The sequence below is a fragment of the Pradoshia sp. D12 genome (assembly GCF_008935075.1).
In the GTDB taxonomy this organism is placed as follows: domain Bacteria; phylum Bacillota; class Bacilli; order Bacillales; family Pradoshiaceae; genus Pradoshia.
This window is the reverse complement of record NZ_CP044545.1, coordinates 3,359,074-3,373,717: the sequence shown is the minus strand read 5'-3', so window position 1 is coordinate 3,373,717 and position 14,644 is coordinate 3,359,074. Positions and strand designations below refer to the sequence as shown.

Annotated in this window: 17 protein-coding genes and 2 pseudogenes; 9 read left to right on the top strand and 10 right to left on the bottom strand. The window is 39.1% G+C overall.

All coding sequences use genetic code 11. The features are described 5' to 3' along the window. Positions 1-158 precede the first annotated feature (158 nt). From F7984_RS16315 to F7984_RS16290, 6 genes are all read left to right on the top strand, one after another. On the top strand, positions 159-1,133 hold the full coding sequence (locus tag F7984_RS16315; RefSeq protein ID WP_140461922.1) for an iron-hydroxamate ABC transporter substrate-binding protein: 975 nt from the start codon (positions 159-161) through the stop codon (positions 1,131-1,133). A 12-nt stretch (positions 1,134-1,145) separates the two neighbouring features. Next, a complete protein-coding gene (locus F7984_RS16310; RefSeq protein WP_140461715.1) occupies positions 1,146-2,150 on the top strand; it encodes a FecCD family ABC transporter permease in 1,005 nt (334 codons plus the stop codon). Next, positions 2,143-3,165: a FecCD family ABC transporter permease gene (locus F7984_RS16305; protein WP_066106594.1), complete on the top strand. Its 1,023-nt coding sequence runs from the start codon at positions 2,143-2,145 to the stop codon at positions 3,163-3,165. The genes F7984_RS16310 and F7984_RS16305 overlap by 8 nt, the downstream gene beginning before the upstream one ends. A gap of 16 nt (positions 3,166-3,181) precedes the next feature. Beyond that, positions 3,182-3,988, top strand: coding sequence for an ABC transporter ATP-binding protein (locus F7984_RS16300; RefSeq protein ID WP_140461714.1), 807 nt, complete (start codon positions 3,182-3,184; stop codon positions 3,986-3,988). A 512-nt stretch (positions 3,989-4,500) separates the two neighbouring features. Beyond that, a complete protein-coding gene (locus F7984_RS16295; protein WP_140461713.1) occupies positions 4,501-6,009 on the top strand; it encodes a leucyl aminopeptidase in 1,509 nt (502 codons plus the stop codon). A gap of 126 nt (positions 6,010-6,135) precedes the next feature. Beyond that, positions 6,136-6,369, top strand: a complete 234-nt coding sequence (locus F7984_RS16290; RefSeq protein ID WP_066106603.1) for a hypothetical protein — start codon at positions 6,136-6,138, stop codon at positions 6,367-6,369. 44 nt (positions 6,370-6,413) lie between these two features. On the opposite strand, the gene F7984_RS16285 is transcribed toward F7984_RS16290, so the two are convergent. Beyond that, a complete protein-coding gene (locus F7984_RS16285) occupies positions 6,414-6,827 on the bottom strand; it encodes a YuzC family spore coat inner layer protein (protein ID WP_066106606.1) in 414 nt (137 codons plus the stop codon). Between the two features lie 121 nt (positions 6,828-6,948). Continuing rightward, positions 6,949-7,128: an asparagine synthase gene (locus F7984_RS16280; RefSeq protein ID WP_066106609.1), complete on the bottom strand. Its 180-nt coding sequence runs from the start codon at positions 7,126-7,128 to the stop codon at positions 6,949-6,951. Between the two features lie 206 nt (positions 7,129-7,334). Here F7984_RS16280 and F7984_RS16275 point away from each other — a divergent pair, with 206 nt between their 5' ends. Beyond that, positions 7,335-7,700: a hotdog fold thioesterase gene (locus F7984_RS16275; protein WP_066106926.1), complete on the top strand. Its 366-nt coding sequence runs from the start codon at positions 7,335-7,337 to the stop codon at positions 7,698-7,700. 52 nt (positions 7,701-7,752) lie between these two features. On the opposite strand, the gene mnhG is transcribed toward F7984_RS16275, so the two are convergent. From mnhG to F7984_RS16240, 7 genes and pseudogenes are all read right to left on the bottom strand, one after another. Further along, a complete protein-coding gene (gene mnhG, locus F7984_RS16270) occupies positions 7,753-8,106 on the bottom strand; it encodes a monovalent cation/H(+) antiporter subunit G (RefSeq protein WP_066106612.1) in 354 nt (117 codons plus the stop codon). After that, on the bottom strand, positions 8,093-8,374 hold the full coding sequence (locus F7984_RS16265; RefSeq protein WP_066106615.1) for a Na(+)/H(+) antiporter subunit F1: 282 nt from the start codon (positions 8,372-8,374) through the stop codon (positions 8,093-8,095). The genes mnhG and F7984_RS16265 overlap by 14 nt, the downstream gene beginning before the upstream one ends. Further along, a complete protein-coding gene (locus tag F7984_RS16260; RefSeq protein ID WP_066106620.1) occupies positions 8,374-8,850 on the bottom strand; it encodes a Na+/H+ antiporter subunit E in 477 nt (158 codons plus the stop codon). Before F7984_RS16260 ends, F7984_RS16265 begins: the two co-directional genes overlap by 1 nt. A 7-nt stretch (positions 8,851-8,857) precedes the next feature. Beyond that, complete coding sequence (locus F7984_RS16255; RefSeq protein ID WP_139892294.1) at positions 8,858-10,342, bottom strand: Na+/H+ antiporter subunit D; 1,485 nt, start codon at positions 10,340-10,342, stop codon at positions 8,858-8,860. Beyond that, positions 10,335-10,676, bottom strand: a complete 342-nt coding sequence (locus F7984_RS16250; protein ID WP_066106626.1) for a Na(+)/H(+) antiporter subunit C — start codon at positions 10,674-10,676, stop codon at positions 10,335-10,337. Before F7984_RS16250 ends, F7984_RS16255 begins: the two co-directional genes overlap by 8 nt. After that, a complete protein-coding gene (locus F7984_RS16245) occupies positions 10,676-11,098 on the bottom strand; it encodes a Na(+)/H(+) antiporter subunit B (RefSeq protein ID WP_066106630.1) in 423 nt (140 codons plus the stop codon). Before F7984_RS16245 ends, F7984_RS16250 begins: the two co-directional genes overlap by 1 nt. Next, positions 11,095-13,504 (bottom strand): annotated as a pseudogene (locus F7984_RS16240) (Na+/H+ antiporter subunit A). Before F7984_RS16240 ends, F7984_RS16245 begins: the two are co-directional and overlap by 4 nt. 232 nt (positions 13,505-13,736) lie before the next feature. On the opposite strand from F7984_RS16240, the gene F7984_RS16235 reads away from it, so the two are divergent. Both F7984_RS16235 and F7984_RS19720 read left to right on the top strand, forming a co-directional pair. Continuing rightward, positions 13,737-13,940, top strand: coding sequence for a hypothetical protein (locus tag F7984_RS16235; protein ID WP_151675542.1), 204 nt, complete (start codon positions 13,737-13,739; stop codon positions 13,938-13,940). Further along, positions 13,922-14,278 (top strand): annotated as a pseudogene (locus tag F7984_RS19720) (DUF5366 family protein). Before F7984_RS16235 ends, F7984_RS19720 begins: the two are co-directional and overlap by 19 nt. 21 nt (positions 14,279-14,299) lie before the next feature. On the opposite strand, the gene F7984_RS16230 reads toward F7984_RS19720, so the two are convergent. Beyond that, complete coding sequence (locus F7984_RS16230; protein WP_066106638.1) at positions 14,300-14,575, bottom strand: hypothetical protein; 276 nt, start codon at positions 14,573-14,575, stop codon at positions 14,300-14,302. Between the last annotated feature and the right edge of the window lie 69 nt (positions 14,576-14,644).

The window sequence follows — 14,644 nt, the reverse complement described above, 5'->3', positions numbered from 1 at the left end:
ATTCCAGTTTGTTAGTATATATTTTATATAATACTTGATAATGATTATCATTTTCAATACTTTCTGCGATAAATATGGGGGTAGGAAAAACAATAGTTAAGTTAGAGTGAAAGCGAGTACATAGAAAAAAGATTAGATGGAGGAAGAGGAAAATGAGTATTAAAAAGAATTTATTAATAGTGGGTTTATCCGCAATGATTTGCCTTGGTTTGGCAGCATGCAATGGTACGGAGACACAAATAAAACAATCCGACAATAAAGTTCAAGCTAATGAAAGCAAGAAATCAGAAGATAAAACTCAAACGATTACATACCTAGATAAAGAATATACGGTACCTTCTGAAGTGAAAAAGATTGCTACAGCGAGTCTTGAATCCATGGAGGATGCAGCAATTTTAGGAGTTAAGCCTGTAGGCGCTATTACAATTGCCGGAGAACTACCTGCTTATTTGGCTGAAGATTTGGCTGGTGCCAAGTCGATAGGGGAAAAAACACAGCCAAATTATGAAACGTTACTTGGATTAAAGCCTGATGTAATCCTTTGGACTTCCAAAGCGAAGGAGAATGTTACTGAACAATTAACGAAGGTTGCACCAACATTCCCATACTCCCATATCTCAACAAATTGGGAAGATAACTTAAATTTAATGGCTCATTTGACAGGTAAAGAAACTGAAGCAGATATGATTATTTCTGGTTATAAGAAAGATGCTGAGGAAGCAAAAGAACAATTGGGTGAATCTCTGAAAGGGAAAAAGGCAATGGTATTTCGTATCCGAGGAGGCAATGTCTATGTGTATCCGGAAAGTATGTACCTTAACCCAGTTCTATACAATGATTTAGGACTTGAGGTACCGGAAGTGGTAAAATCTGCGAAGGCACAGGAAGTTATCTCAATGGAAAAGCTTGCGGAAGTGAATCCGGATTATGTGTTCCTTCAATTCGAAGAAAGTGAAAATGCTGATAAACCGAAAGCATTAGAAGAACTAGAAGCTAATCCAATTTGGAAAAGTATGAATGCTGCTAAAAACGAAAAAGTATTCGTTAATACTGTGGATCCTCTTGCCCAGGGCGGTACGGCATGGAGTAAGACGGCTTTCCTCGAAGCTGCAACCAGCTCTTTGACTGAGTAAGGTTGAAGGTGTATGGATAAGAGGGAATTACCTTTATTGATAATATGTGCGGCACCCATTCTTATACTCCTTATCATCCTGTTATCCGTTTTTTATGGAGCCAAAAATATAGATTATATAACGATTTGGAATGCCCTTTTTCATTATGATGCCGGTAATGTAGACCATGCCATTATTATGACATCCCGTTTACCGAGAGCAATAGGCGCACTTCTTGTTGGAGCTTTCCTTGCCATATCAGGTGCACTAATGCAGGGGATGACAAGAAACTATCTTGCATCCCCTTCCATTATGGGGGTGGCAGACGGTTCAGCTTTTATCATTACTGTATCAATGATTTTCCTACCGAATATGACATCTATTGAAATGATTTTGTTGTCAATGGTTGGTTCAGCGCTCGGTGCAGGAATTGTTTATGGATTTGGCTCTATGCTTCCCAATGGTTTATCACCTGTTCGTTTGGCAATTATAGGTACTGTAATTGGGACGTTTCTGAGCAGCCTGTCTCAAGCATTGGCCTCCTATTACCAAGTCTCCCAGAATATTAGTTTTTGGTATAATGCGAGATTGCATCAAATAGATTCAGAGCTCCTTGGACTGGCTGTACCAATTGGAATAGTTGGAATCTTCCTTGCCTTACTAGTTTCCAAATCCGTAACGATTCTTTCTCTTGGTGAAGAAGTTTCAATCAGCCTGGGCCAGCGTACCGGATTAGTCAAAGTAATTTGTATTCTGTCTGTTATTTGTTTAACGGGTACGGCAATTGCATTAGTAGGAAAAGTTGGTTTCGTAGGCTTAATCATTCCGCACATTAGCCGTATGCTTGTCGGCGTTGATTATAAATGGATAATTCCTTGTGCAGGCATACTCGGGGCTGTATTTCTTGGTTTATGTGACGTTTTAAGCAGGTTTATTAATTATCCCTTTGAAACACCGATTGGCGTTGTGACTGCATTGATTGGTGTACCATTCTTCCTCTATTTAATCAGAACAAAAGGAGGAAGAGGCCTTGCATAAAGTTTCAAAACTAAGATATTACATAACATTATGGCTGATTGTACTCGCTATTACAGCAGTCATCGTTTATAGCTTGATGGCCGGAACCTTTCAATTGTCTGTTATCGATGTAATAAAGACATTAGCTCGAATAGACGTAAATCCGGAACACGATTTGGTCATCTTTGATTTTAGGTTACCGAGGATTCTGATTGGCTGTCTGGTTGGGATTGGGCTTGGAATAGCCGGTGCTGTGATTCAGGGAGTGACGAAGAATGGCTTGGCCGATCCAGGAATACTTGGTATTAATGCCGGTGCTGGTACGGCTGTAGTTTTATTTATGTTTTTCTTTCATAGCGTATTTCAAGGAATGACATGGCTCTCCATTATGGCTATGCCCTTATTTGGTCTCGTTGGAGGATTGCTGGCGGCCTTAATTATATTCGCCTTTTCATGGAAAAATGGTTCCCTTGATGTAGAACGACTCATCTTGACTGGAATAGCGATTGGTTCAGCTTTTGGTGCCGTTTCCTTATATTTGTCGCTGAAAATGAAAGCAACTGATTTTGAAATGGCAGTTGTGTGGATCACAGGCAGCATTTATGATGCCAATTGGCTTTACATACTTGCCATGGCCCCCTGGCTGTTTATATGTATACCGATCATTCTAAAAAAGGCCTATATACTTGATTTGCTCCAATTAGAGGATAGTAGCGCTATCAGTTTAGGTATAGCCATTAATAAAGAAAAATCAATCTTACTTCTCAGCAGTATCGGCTTAATAAGCGCTTGTGTATCAGTATCAGGCAGTATTGGATTTATTGGCTTAATGGCGCCGCATATATCGCGCTATCTTGTTGGTGTTCAAAATAGATTTGTTATCCCTGTGAGTGCAGCAATCGGTGCGCTGTTGGTAGTCTCTTCTGATTATATTGCCAAAACAATCATTGCCCCTGCTGAACTGCCAGTTGGTATTATCGTATCCATTATTGGGGTACCATTCTTCTTGTATTTACTCAAAAAGGCGAAAGCATAAAGGGGGGATATTTGATATGAGTATTCTGCGTACAGAAAATCTTGAGGCCTGTTATGAAAAAAAGACCGTGTTTCAAAATTTAAACTTAGACATTACTAAAGGAAAAATAACGACTATTATTGGACCGAACGGTTGTGGAAAATCTACTTTATTAAAAACAATGGGACGTATACTGAAACAAAAGCAAGGGAAGGTATTTTTGCAAGAGCAAGATATGAACACGATTTCAACGAAGGAGATTGCCAGACGGCTTTCTATGCTGCCGCAAAGCCCGGTTGCACCGGGCTTGTTGGGTGTGGAGGAATTGGTATCCTATGGACGTTATCCACATCGTAAAAATAATAAAATAATGACGAATGAAGATATGGAAATCATTGAATGGGCAATGGATATAACTAAAACATCCCCTTTCCGAAACCGAAGCATCGCAAGCTTATCTGGTGGGCAAAGACAAAAGGTTTGGCTAGCCATGGCCCTAGCTCAGAAAACAGATATCATCCTCTTAGACGAGCCCACAACATACTTGGATATGGCCCACCAGCTGGATGTATTGCAAATTATTCAGGAACTCAATCGCCAAGAAAAAAGTACAATTGTAATGGTTCTTCATGATATTAACCATGCCTCCAGATACTCAGACCATATCATAGCCATGAAAGACGGCAGTATAATCAAATCCGGCACACCAACCGAAATCATTAACCAAGAAGTACTAAAAACCGTATTTCAAATAGAAGCCAGAATCATCATCGACCCATATGACCAAGCACCGGTATGTATTGGATATAGTGCTGAGGCGACTGGTCAGCTCCGACAAGCATAAGAGGAGGCACGTAGGGAGGCGTTCTCCCCTCCCGCAGTGGCTACACTTATGACTCGAGGAGCTAGGAGCCGAAGCCGGATTGACTATAGTGCTGAAACGGCTTGCTCAGAAGCGAGGAGCATAAGACAGGGGCTCGGAAGGAGGAGTTCTTCCCTCCTGTAGAGGTCATGCTTATGACCTGAGTTTCTAGCCGTTGAAGCTGGATTGCATAAAAGCTGAGGCGACCATTTCAAGGAACAAAGACTAAGAACGCCATGTCCTGTGACAACGTCTTTGTGACCAACATCCTGTTGGCCTCCGCAACTAATTCACAGAGGATAATAGTCCTCTGTTTTTTTATGTCTAAAGGAAGGGTAAAATAGGCAAGATATGTCGGGGTAAATCGTTTAATTTTTCAGTGAATAGAATGCGTCATTTGTTCTAAATTATGATGTCAATGGTAAGATAATAGGTAAGGATAGTTAATGTGTAAGAAAAGGCATGAATAAAGATAAACGATCAGGAGGAGTAGTATGTTTAAAGTTTATAATGAAAATCCGAGTCAAATACATATGCCTGTTTTGGTAACTGGAGCATTTAATCATCCAGTTACGCTTGCAGCGACTTTATCGGAAGCGGATAAAATGATGAATAGTAAGCTTCAGGAGCTTGCCAAGGTTGGAGATATTTCCGCTCGGAAGAAAAAAGTTTCGACATTGCATACACTTGATCTTATTCCACCGGAGAGATTGGTGTTCGTTGGATTGGGGAAACAAAAAGATTTAACATTCGAAGAGCTGAAAGAAGCATTTGGCAAAATGTTTCAGAAAGTCGAAGGTCGTGGATGGACAAAGATTAGCGTCGACTTAACGTCATTCCTGACAGATGTCATTACGGTGGAGGATGCAGCACATGCTTTAGGAGAAGCATTAGCCTTGTCTACGTATGAATTTGAAGGATATAAGCATAAGAAAAATGAACCAGATCAGAAAATAGAAGAGGTTTCTGTATATACGGAAGCCGACCGAGAGCTAGTTGAGTCTTCCCTTTTTGTTGGATATACATATGGAAAAGGAACCAATTCAGCTCGGACTTTAGTAAATCTTCCAGGTAATATGCTAACGTCTACAGATATGGCCAATTATGCTAAAGGGCTGGCTGATAAGTATCAGTTTGAGTGCGAAATCCTTGAAAAAGAAGATATGCAGGAGCTTGGAATGGGAGCCTTGCTTGCCGTCAACCAAGGATCTGCTGAACCACCTAAAATGATTGTCCTAAAATATCAAGGGAAATCTGACTGGACAGATGTAATTGGTTTGGTTGGCAAAGGAATTACATTTGATACAGGCGGATATTCAATAAAGACAAAAGCAGGGATAGTTGGAATGAAAACGGATATGGGGGGAGCAGCCGCTGTCCTTGGAGCTATGGAGATAATTGGGGAATTGAGACCTGAACAAAATGTTGTGGCTGTTATTCCATCAACAGATAATATGATTTCCGGAAATGCCTTCAAACCGGATGATGTCATAGTTTCCATGGCTGGTAAAACAATTGAGGTCTTGAATACAGATGCCGAGGGGCGTCTTGTGTTGGCAGATGCGATTACATATGCTAAACAGCATGGAGCGGATTATTTAGTTGATGTAGCTACATTAACCGGGGGAGTTATTACAGCATTAGGTGTAGAAATGACAGGTGCGATGACAAATCATGAAAGCTGGTTTGAGGAAGTCTTAAAAGCATCTGATGAAGCTGGAGAACCCATGTGGAGATTGCCAATTACCGAAAGGGATAAAGCGCGTGTTCGCAATAGCAAAATAGCTGATCTTAATAATTCGCCGGGAGCAGAGGGGCATGCCATTATGGGAGGTGCATTTGTTGGTGAGTTTGCCGAGGAGACTCCATGGGTGCATTTAGATATAGCTGGTACATCTACAAGACGTTCCAGCTATGAACTTGGACCATCAGGTGCTACTGGTGTAATGGCGAGGACATTGGCTGTATTGGTTGAACGTTTTGGTTTGGATGGTGAAGATTAATCTAATCTCATAAATAGATTTAAATGTGAATGTTATCCTTGTAAGAGGGCATACGCCCTTACCTGCTGTTAGGTTTCTGCATACATAATAGTGTAGGCATTTAAACAAACAGGAGGTATTTTACAGATGGATTACAGACAGAGAAGACCATGGGGCAGACCGTGGGGCGGACCGTGGGGAAGACCATGGGGTAGACCAGGTTTTGGTTTTGGATTTGGAGGTCCGATCGGGGGATTTGGTTTAGGATTAGCCGGCGGATTAATAGGTGGAGCATTGCTTAGCAGACCATGGGGATATGGATATGGTTATCCTCCGTATGGATATGGGTCCCCATGGGGATATGGTGGCGGATTTTATTAATAATAATTTGTAAACAAAACCAGCAGTTATCAAACTGCTGGTTTTTAGCTCCATCGTATGACTACCCCAACTTCACAACAGGGAGGACTGGTTTGTTTATCAGCAAAAACCAGCCGAATTCCCTCCGGATCGTAATAGATGGAAGGAGCTATTCGAATACCGGTTGAAAGCAATAATCGATTCACTTCGCTTAGGTTATTAAACTCAGAGGCTGCCATAATTTGACGAGCTAAATCTTGAGATGCAGAGATCTGATTGGCAATTCTTAATGCTTCAGTCAGATAGGACGCGGTTCGATTGGCAGAATTCTTAAATTTTGTTGTATCTATAGCAGGAACTTTTCTGTTATATGAAGAATAAGAATTCATACCAGTAACAGATGGATGGATCCATGTGGGTATGTGGTAATGAGGACCTAGACTTTGAGCCCAGTTATAAAACTGTTGATTTGCATACATATGGGCACCTCCTCTTACGAAATAAAATACCTTATAACTATATATAAGAGAAGGTAGATTGTATTAGACCAAAAAATAAGCAACGGTTAGGTTGCTTATTTAGGGGATAGATGATGTTCGTTTAGATATCGTTGCGATGCTCGACTAAATCAATAACACCAAGAGCAATATGGGCAAGCCCAAATCCAAATAGTGCATTGGCAATCATTTTATTGCTATTATGCTTTTGTTTAAGGGCATAACCAGTAGCAGCAACAGCGGTACCTAATACAGTTGGAACCATTCCTTCTCGAAGATCCATTTGACCAATCCTCCATCATCTAGATATGCTTTTTGTAAAGTCTTACAGATATCCAGTTCATCTTTTTTCGAAGGGATTCACCTTAAAAATCAGAATAGGAATCAGTTGTAAGAAAGCTTTACTCCTTTATTTTTCCGCTCTTTATCTAATTCATAACAAATAAGCAATGGAAAGGATGCCTTTAATTGGATTTAAGTAAAACATTGATGGGTACATTAGGGATAGAAATAGTTGAGGTCTGTGAAGGAAGAGTTGTTGCAACCATGCCTGTTGACCATCGGACACACCAGCCGATGGGACTTCTTCACGGTGGCGCATCGGTGGCTCTTGCCGAAACGGTCGCCAGTCTTGGTGGATATACAATGGTTGACGAGGAGAAAGAAGCAGTCGTTGGTTTAGAGATTAATGCGAATCATCTTAAAAGCAAAAGGGAAGGCTTGGTGACCGCAACAGGAAATATTGTACACAGAGGAAAAAAAACAATGGTATGGGAAATTAAAATAACGGATGAAGAGAACGAATTAATATGTATCAGCAGATGTACGCTTGCTGTTATTCAAATAAAAAAATGAGGATGTTTTACAAGGTCTAAAGCGATCTTGTAAGCATCCTCTTTTTCTGTCATTAGCTATTTTTTTGTTTTTTTGCCTTTTTTAAATCATCACGCACACTATGTTTCCACAATTTAACGCCTGTATTATAGGCTGCACGGCTGATTAAATGTCCGGCAACCGGAGCTGTCATAAAAATAAAGAAGATAGCTAACAGGATACGGGAGTTAAAATGGCCCTCTGTAATCCAGAAATATAAGAATGTGCCAAGCAATACAAGGGTTACACCCAAAGTGGATGTTTTAGAAGCTGCATGGTTCCGCGTATAGACATCGGGTAAACGGAGTATTCCAAGAGCTGATACAACGGTTAATATAGAACCGATTAAAACGATACAAACAAAAATATAGGAACTAATTTCGTTCATTTTCTATGATTTCCCCTTTCTCCAGGAATTTCGAAAAGGCAACCGTACCAGTGAACGAAAGAATACTGATCAGAAGGATAACCTCTAAAAACATGGATGTGCTGAGCAATAAAGATAGTATGGCAATCATGCAAATTAAGTTCATGCCAATAGCATCCAATGCCATTACACGATCAGGGATGCTTGGTCCCTTAATTACTCTATAAATTAGAATGAGCATCGAAATAGCTATACAGACTAAAGAAAGCTGAAGGATGAAATTAATCATTACTCACTCACCTCCAGAATAAGTCGCTCAAATGAATTTTTTATACTTTCTTGCATCTCTGGAATCTCCGATATGTTTAATGCATGGATGAATAATGTTTTGTTATCAGAAGAAATATCCAGAACTAATGTACCGGGAGTTAAGGTAATCAGACAGGACAGAAGAGTGATCTGCCAATCCGATTTAAGTTTGGTTTCATAAGTAAAAATTCCTGGCTTCAGTTCAAGCTTTGGTCTGATGATTGTTTTAAAAACGTCGAAGTTTGCAATCAATAATTCTCGTATAAATATCCCCAGAAGGTGAAGGACAGCCACTACCTTATGCAAATAAAACCGAGTCGAAAAAAAGCGTCTGAATAGAAAAAGAATAATCGCCCCAATTAAATAGCCGATAATAAAGGAAGCGGCTGTATTTGACGTCGTCAGGAACATCCAGGTCAAGGCTAGAATTACATTTAATAATATTTGATAAGACATATCTTCATCACTCCTTTAGTACGGCCTGAATGTAATCTGATGGATTCATTAAAACATCAACCGCATCAGAAACATACGTATAAACAACTTCAGAGCCCAATCCGTACAATATTGAGACTACAAGTAAAATGCCGATCGGCAATAGTAAAAAACGGTTATCTTTCTTGGAGAAGTTCTCATCGTAAACTTTTTTCTCTCCCCAGAACGCGAATATGAAAATGCGCATCACGGAATATAAAACAATTAAACTTGAGAATAGGACTACCAATCCTCCTACGTAATGCCTTTCATCAAAGGCACCCTGAATGATTAGTAATTTTCCTGTAAAACCGCTGAAAGGTGGAACCCCTGCTAACGATATAGCCGCTATGAAGAACATCCAAGCTAAAAGTGGAGATTCGTGAATTAACCCACCCATGCGCTTAATATTACTTGTCCCTGTTTTGGCCATCATTACTCCAATAAGCAGAAACAGGGCTGCTTTAATCATCATGTCATGAATTGTATACATAATTGAACCGGATATGGATGCGGTATTCATGATTGAAATACCGAAGATTATAACACCAATGGCAATTACGATATTGTAAATGATGATTTTTTTACCATCCATATAGGCCAATACACCGATACAGCCAAATACAATGGTTAAAATTCCAAGGTACTCCAGCAATGTATGCGTATAATCAGTATGATGATAAAACATAATGGTAAAGGTTCTTAGGATGGAATAAACACCAACCTTCGTTAATAATGAACCAAACAAAGCCAGGATTGGAATTGGCGGCGCAAAGTATGAGCCGGGCATCCAAAAATATAAAGGAAAAATGGCTGCCTTCAATCCAAACACGATTAGAAACAGAACAGCGATAACCGTGATGATTCCCGGCTGGTCTACTTCCGCAATTCTTTCTGAGATATCTGCCATATTCAGCGTACCTACAACAGAGTATAAGAATGCAACAGCAGCAACAAAAAGGCCAGAAGCAATTACATTTACAAGCAAATATTTAATAGACTCGCGAAGCTGTACTTTTGTACCACCTGTCACAAGTAATACATAAGATGACATCAGCATTACTTCAAAAAATACAAATAAGTTGAATATATCTCCGGTCAAAAATGCCCCGTTAACACCTACAATTAAAAATTGGATAAGGGCATAGTAGAAATATTTTTCACGGTTTGCATCAATATTTTTAAAAGAATAAATAATCGTTACTAATGTAATAAGAGATGTAGTTAAAACCAGTAAGGCTGCCAGCATATCCGCTACAAGACTAATTCCGAAAGGGGCATCCCAGCTGCCGGCCTGCAAGGTTAGAATGCCATTTGTTTTTACCTCTATTAAAAGTGAAAAGGTAACTACCAGGACCAGTATAGATGAGGCCAAGGCGACTATTCGTTGGGCATTTATTTTTTTCGCAAGGAATAACAATAAAATTCCTGTCAATAACGGAAGTAAAATAGGTAATATAACAAGGTTATTCATATGACTTATTTCCTCTCAGTTGATCCATGTTATCCGTTCCAAGTTCCTGATAGGAACGATAGGCCAATACCAGGAAGAAAGATGTGACACCGAAGCTAATTACAATCGCTGTCAGGATTAATGCCTGTGGCAGCGGATCCACATAGGATTTGGCGTGTTCACTTAAGATAGGCACAGCTCCTTGTTTTAATCCTCCCATGGTAAGAACCAATAAATTCACCGCATGGCTCAATATGCTTGTTCCAATAATGATACGAAGCAAGCTTTTTGATAAAAGTAAATAGGTGGAAATCGTAAATAGAATTCCTATAGCAAAACACATTAAAATCTCCATCATTCACTCTCCCCAATCGTTTGAATAATGGTCATTGTCACGCCGATTACAACTAGATAAACACCCGTATCAAAGATAACTGCTGTATGAAGGGATGTTTTTCCAAGGAGCGGCAAATCAAAATAATCAAAGGCGTGCGTCAGGAAAGGAGCATCGAAGAATAACGCACCAGCTCCAGTCCCGACAGATAACAACAACCCCACAGCTATCAACGATAAATAATTTACCGGCAGAAAACTTTTTACGGTTTTTAAATCAAATGCCAGCAATAAAAGAATGATGGCAGAAGAAGTCATAAGACCACCGATAAATCCACCGCCCGGCGTATAGTGTCCGGCAAAGAAAATGTGTATAGAGAACAAAATAATAATAAAAGTTGCGATTTTAGTAACCGTCTGTAAAATTAAATCATTTGTTTTCATTCTTCCCCTCCTCTTTTCGTGAGACGGAGTTTAATCATGGTGTAAATTCCCATGGCTGCAATGGATAATACGGTGATTTCAAACATGGTATCCAAACCACGGAAGTCAACCAGGATTACGTTAACCATATTCTCTCCACCAGCTTCTTTGTACGTAACCTCTTTATAAAATTCAGAGATGGATTCAAATAGCTTCGTACTGTGAGAAGCCAGCGCGATAAGTGTCATCGTAATTCCGACACCGAGAGAGATTGCCAGGTTTGTCAATTTAAAACGCATACGCTTTTCCTTTGGTTTATACTTCGGCAAGTGATAGAAACAAAGCAAGAACAGCGATGTAGATACTGTTTCAATGACAAATTGAGTTAAGGCTAAATCAGGTGCCCTAAATAGAACAAATAAAAGTGATACCGTATAACCAACCGCTCCCATTAAAATGATTGAAGTCAGTCTCGATTTTGCAAATAGAATCATGATTGAAGCCAGAACTAAGATAAAGATCAAAATAACTTCGTATACCCCAATTGGAGTCATACTGGTTGTTTCGAATGCAAAGCTATCGGTTTTCCAAACCGTATAAAGTAAACTGATAATCAAGAAGCCAAATATATAAACTAAATAATCATGGATACTCCCGTTCATATATCCGCGGGTAATGAGACGTGAACCTGTATCCAGTGATCTTAATCCCATATTATATGCATTGTTTAATGTGTATTTATCAGAGAAATACGTATAAATCTTGCTCCATTTTGGATAGAACTTATACAAGATAATTCCTAAGATGACAACTCCGATTGTCATTAATAATGCGCCATTTACTCCGTGCCACATTTGTATATGAAGATGCGGAGGGTTTCCGTTTTCATAAAGGCTCGGCAGGATAGCTGCAGTAGCTGGCTCAATAATTGTTGAAGTAAGGATGTTTGGAAATAATCCAAAAATAATAACCAAGGCTGCAAGCGTGATTGGTGAAATCAATAATCCAATCGGTGCTTCATGTGGTTTTTTCGTTAATTTTTCAGGCTGAAGTTTGCCGCCAAATGTTCTAAATAAAAGAATCATACAGTAAACAAATGTGAATACACTTGCCAGCCATCCAATAACAGGGAATAAATTACCCCATGTTTGCAGGTTAAGAAAATCTGCTTTTGTTATATCTAATAGGCTGCCAAAGAACATTTCCTTACTCAAGAAGCCATTGAATGGAGGCAAGCCTGCCATTGAGAATGCTCCGATTGCAGCAATAGTAAAAGTGATTGGCATTATGGTCATTAATCCGCCCAGTTTACGAATATCCCTAGTTCCCGTTTCGTGATCAATTATACCGACTGCCATGAATAATGAACCTTTAAAGGTTGCATGGTTAATTAGGTGAAAAACAGCTGCCGAAACAGCGGCAATATATACATTATTCTCGGCTGATCCAAAATGGAGGGAAGCCGCACCGATGCCAAGCAGGGACATGATTAAGCCGAGCTGGCTGACTGTTGAGTAGGCAAGAATCCCTTTTAAATCATACTGACGTACTGCATTAAAGGAACCCCAAATTAAGGTTATGATACCGACCAGGCCGATAATCCATACCCATTCACCTGATAAAGCAAATATAGGGCTCAAACGTGCTACTAAATAGATACCTGCTTTAACCATCGTTGCTGAATGAAGATATGCACTGACTGGTGTAGGTGCTTCCATTGCATCAGGTAACCAAATGTGGAATGGGAATTGGGCAGACTTCGTGAATGCCCCTAATAAAACGAGTATCATCGAAAAAATAAAAAAGAGGATGGTTTACCAAATCAGGAGCCATTGAAATTAATTCTCTGATGCTGAAGGTATTTCCCATTACAGAGAGGGTTATAAAACCTCCTAGCATGGATAAGCCACCTAAAAAGGTGATTAATAATGATTTTTGCGCTCCGTAGCGAGATCCTTTTCTCTCATGCCAATAGCCAATCAGCAGGAAGGAAGAAAGGCTGGTAAATTCCCAAAACGTATAAAGGACGATTAAGTTGTCAGATAGGACAACCCCAAGCATAGCCCCCATAAATAATAGTAAATAAACATAAAAATTACTCAGTTTTTCTTTTGTTTTGTCCATATAAAAGATGGAGTACAGAATAACTAGTGTACCAATACCTGTGATCAGCATAGCGAAGAGCAGGCCTAATCCGTCTACATAAACATCAAATGATATGTTTAGTGAAGGAATCCACTCAAAACTAGCTGTTATGGATTGATGATCCGTTATTTCAGGCAGGAACGTAAACAAATAACCAAATAATACGATAGGTATAATGAGTACGAACCATCCGGTATGTATTTTACGAGCATATTTGCCTATAAACGGAATACATATCGCAGCCAAAAAAGGCAGTAATATACTCAAGTGAAGCATTGACATAAGGACCTCCCTTAAAAAATTATAAAATATTGAAAAATTACAACAAAATGTACCAATCCGTACATTCAGCATAGCAAATTATACAGCAAATTTATATTAGACTGTACTTGAAAAGACTGGTATTCATGTGTTTTAACCATGTATTATATGAAGGAAAAAATTTAAAAATTTAATTCTCCTTTCCGATAAATGGTTTATAATGGGAAAATGTGAAGTATAAGGAATAATGAAAATGAAGAATACATATGTAACAGGTTATTTTCCCTTATTATCGATAATGGCATTTAGTCTGTTCTTTGCTGTTCATCTTATGGTAAGAATGATTGCATTTTTAAAAAGCAATGGGCTCTATTCAGGCATGACTGGATTGTTATCAGAGATCCATATTAAATATTATTGTTCTTTATCTGTTTTTTTATGTTACTTGCTGCGTTAAAGCTTCTTGTCGATACCTTTTTGGAACTGTCACTTTTATTTTTCTCAAAGGATAAGGTGGGAGAAGACCTGCAAAAGCTGAGAGGGACTTCTATCATTTTTCTGATAGGTGGACTTATATCTATGTTATGTTGTCTTTGGTTGCTTGCAGGCTGCTTTTTACTTACTTCATTATTCGCTTTTATATACTTTCTGTATAAAATCAGTTCATCCTTATCGGGTACCTGATTGATAGGGATTATATTTTTTCATGTAACTATCTGGGCCGTTCTGTTATTGGCAGTCTGTCTCTCTGTCTTAAAATTATATAATAGTATAATGGCGGGACTTCCGCTGTAAAGGAAAAAGCATGATGAACCTCTAATAGAGAGAATACATCATGCTTTTCCATATTTGTATTTGCGGCTGACTTTTATTTAAAAAATCAATACTGGACGGCTGATCCTTGCCCACCCAGACCCCACCAGTATACGAAGCAGTCATCCCAATAAACCATAAATCATGATAATCATTTGTTGTACCGGTTTTTCCTCCTATATAAGCTACCTGTTTTTTGAAGCAATCGAACAGCTGCAGTATTAACCGATTTGGCCATTGCCTGATTGAGTGGAAGATTGCTATATGTTGAATGACCATAGTTCTCTGGGCAGTAATTTTCGATGCATATCGCTGAAGCGTCTATTTTTTGGATCCTTATTAGTTTTC

What these genes read in the sequence shown, in the direction of transcription:
- F7984_RS16310 (WP_140461715.1), top strand. Translation starts at nt 1,146, where the DNA reads ATGGATAAGAGGGAATTACCTTTATTGATAATATGTGCGGCACCCATT.
- F7984_RS16300 (WP_140461714.1), top strand. Translation starts at nt 3,182, where the DNA reads ATGAGTATTCTGCGTACAGAAAATCTTGAGGCCTGTTATGAAAAAAAG.
- F7984_RS16295 (WP_140461713.1), top strand. Translation starts at nt 4,501, where the DNA reads ATGTTTAAAGTTTATAATGAAAATCCGAGTCAAATACATATGCCTGTT.
- F7984_RS16290 (WP_066106603.1), top strand. Translation starts at nt 6,136, where the DNA reads ATGGATTACAGACAGAGAAGACCATGGGGCAGACCGTGGGGCGGACCG.
- F7984_RS16285 (WP_066106606.1), bottom strand. Translation starts at nt 6,827, where the DNA reads ATGTATGCAAATCAACAGTTTTATAACTGGGCTCAAAGTCTAGGTCCT.
- F7984_RS16280 (WP_066106609.1), bottom strand. Translation starts at nt 7,128, where the DNA reads ATGGATCTTCGAGAAGGAATGGTTCCAACTGTATTAGGTACCGCTGTT.
- F7984_RS16275 (WP_066106926.1), top strand. Translation starts at nt 7,335, where the DNA reads ATGGGTACATTAGGGATAGAAATAGTTGAGGTCTGTGAAGGAAGAGTT.
- mnhG (WP_066106612.1), bottom strand. Translation starts at nt 8,106, where the DNA reads ATGAACGAAATTAGTTCCTATATTTTTGTTTGTATCGTTTTAATCGGT.
- F7984_RS16265 (WP_066106615.1), bottom strand. Translation starts at nt 8,374, where the DNA reads ATGATTAATTTCATCCTTCAGCTTTCTTTAGTCTGTATAGCTATTTCG.
- F7984_RS16260 (WP_066106620.1), bottom strand. Translation starts at nt 8,850, where the DNA reads ATGTCTTATCAAATATTATTAAATGTAATTCTAGCCTTGACCTGGATG.
- F7984_RS16255 (WP_139892294.1), bottom strand. Translation starts at nt 10,342, where the DNA reads ATGAATAACCTTGTTATATTACCTATTTTACTTCCGTTATTGACAGGA.
- F7984_RS16250 (WP_066106626.1), bottom strand. Translation starts at nt 10,676, where the DNA reads ATGGAGATTTTAATGTGTTTTGCTATAGGAATTCTATTTACGATTTCC.
- F7984_RS16245 (WP_066106630.1), bottom strand. Translation starts at nt 11,098, where the DNA reads ATGAAAACAAATGATTTAATTTTACAGACGGTTACTAAAATCGCAACT.
- F7984_RS16235 (WP_151675542.1), top strand. Translation starts at nt 13,737, where the DNA reads ATGAAGAATACATATGTAACAGGTTATTTTCCCTTATTATCGATAATG.
- F7984_RS16230 (WP_066106638.1), bottom strand. Translation starts at nt 14,575, where the DNA reads ATGGTCATTCAACATATAGCAATCTTCCACTCAATCAGGCAATGGCCA.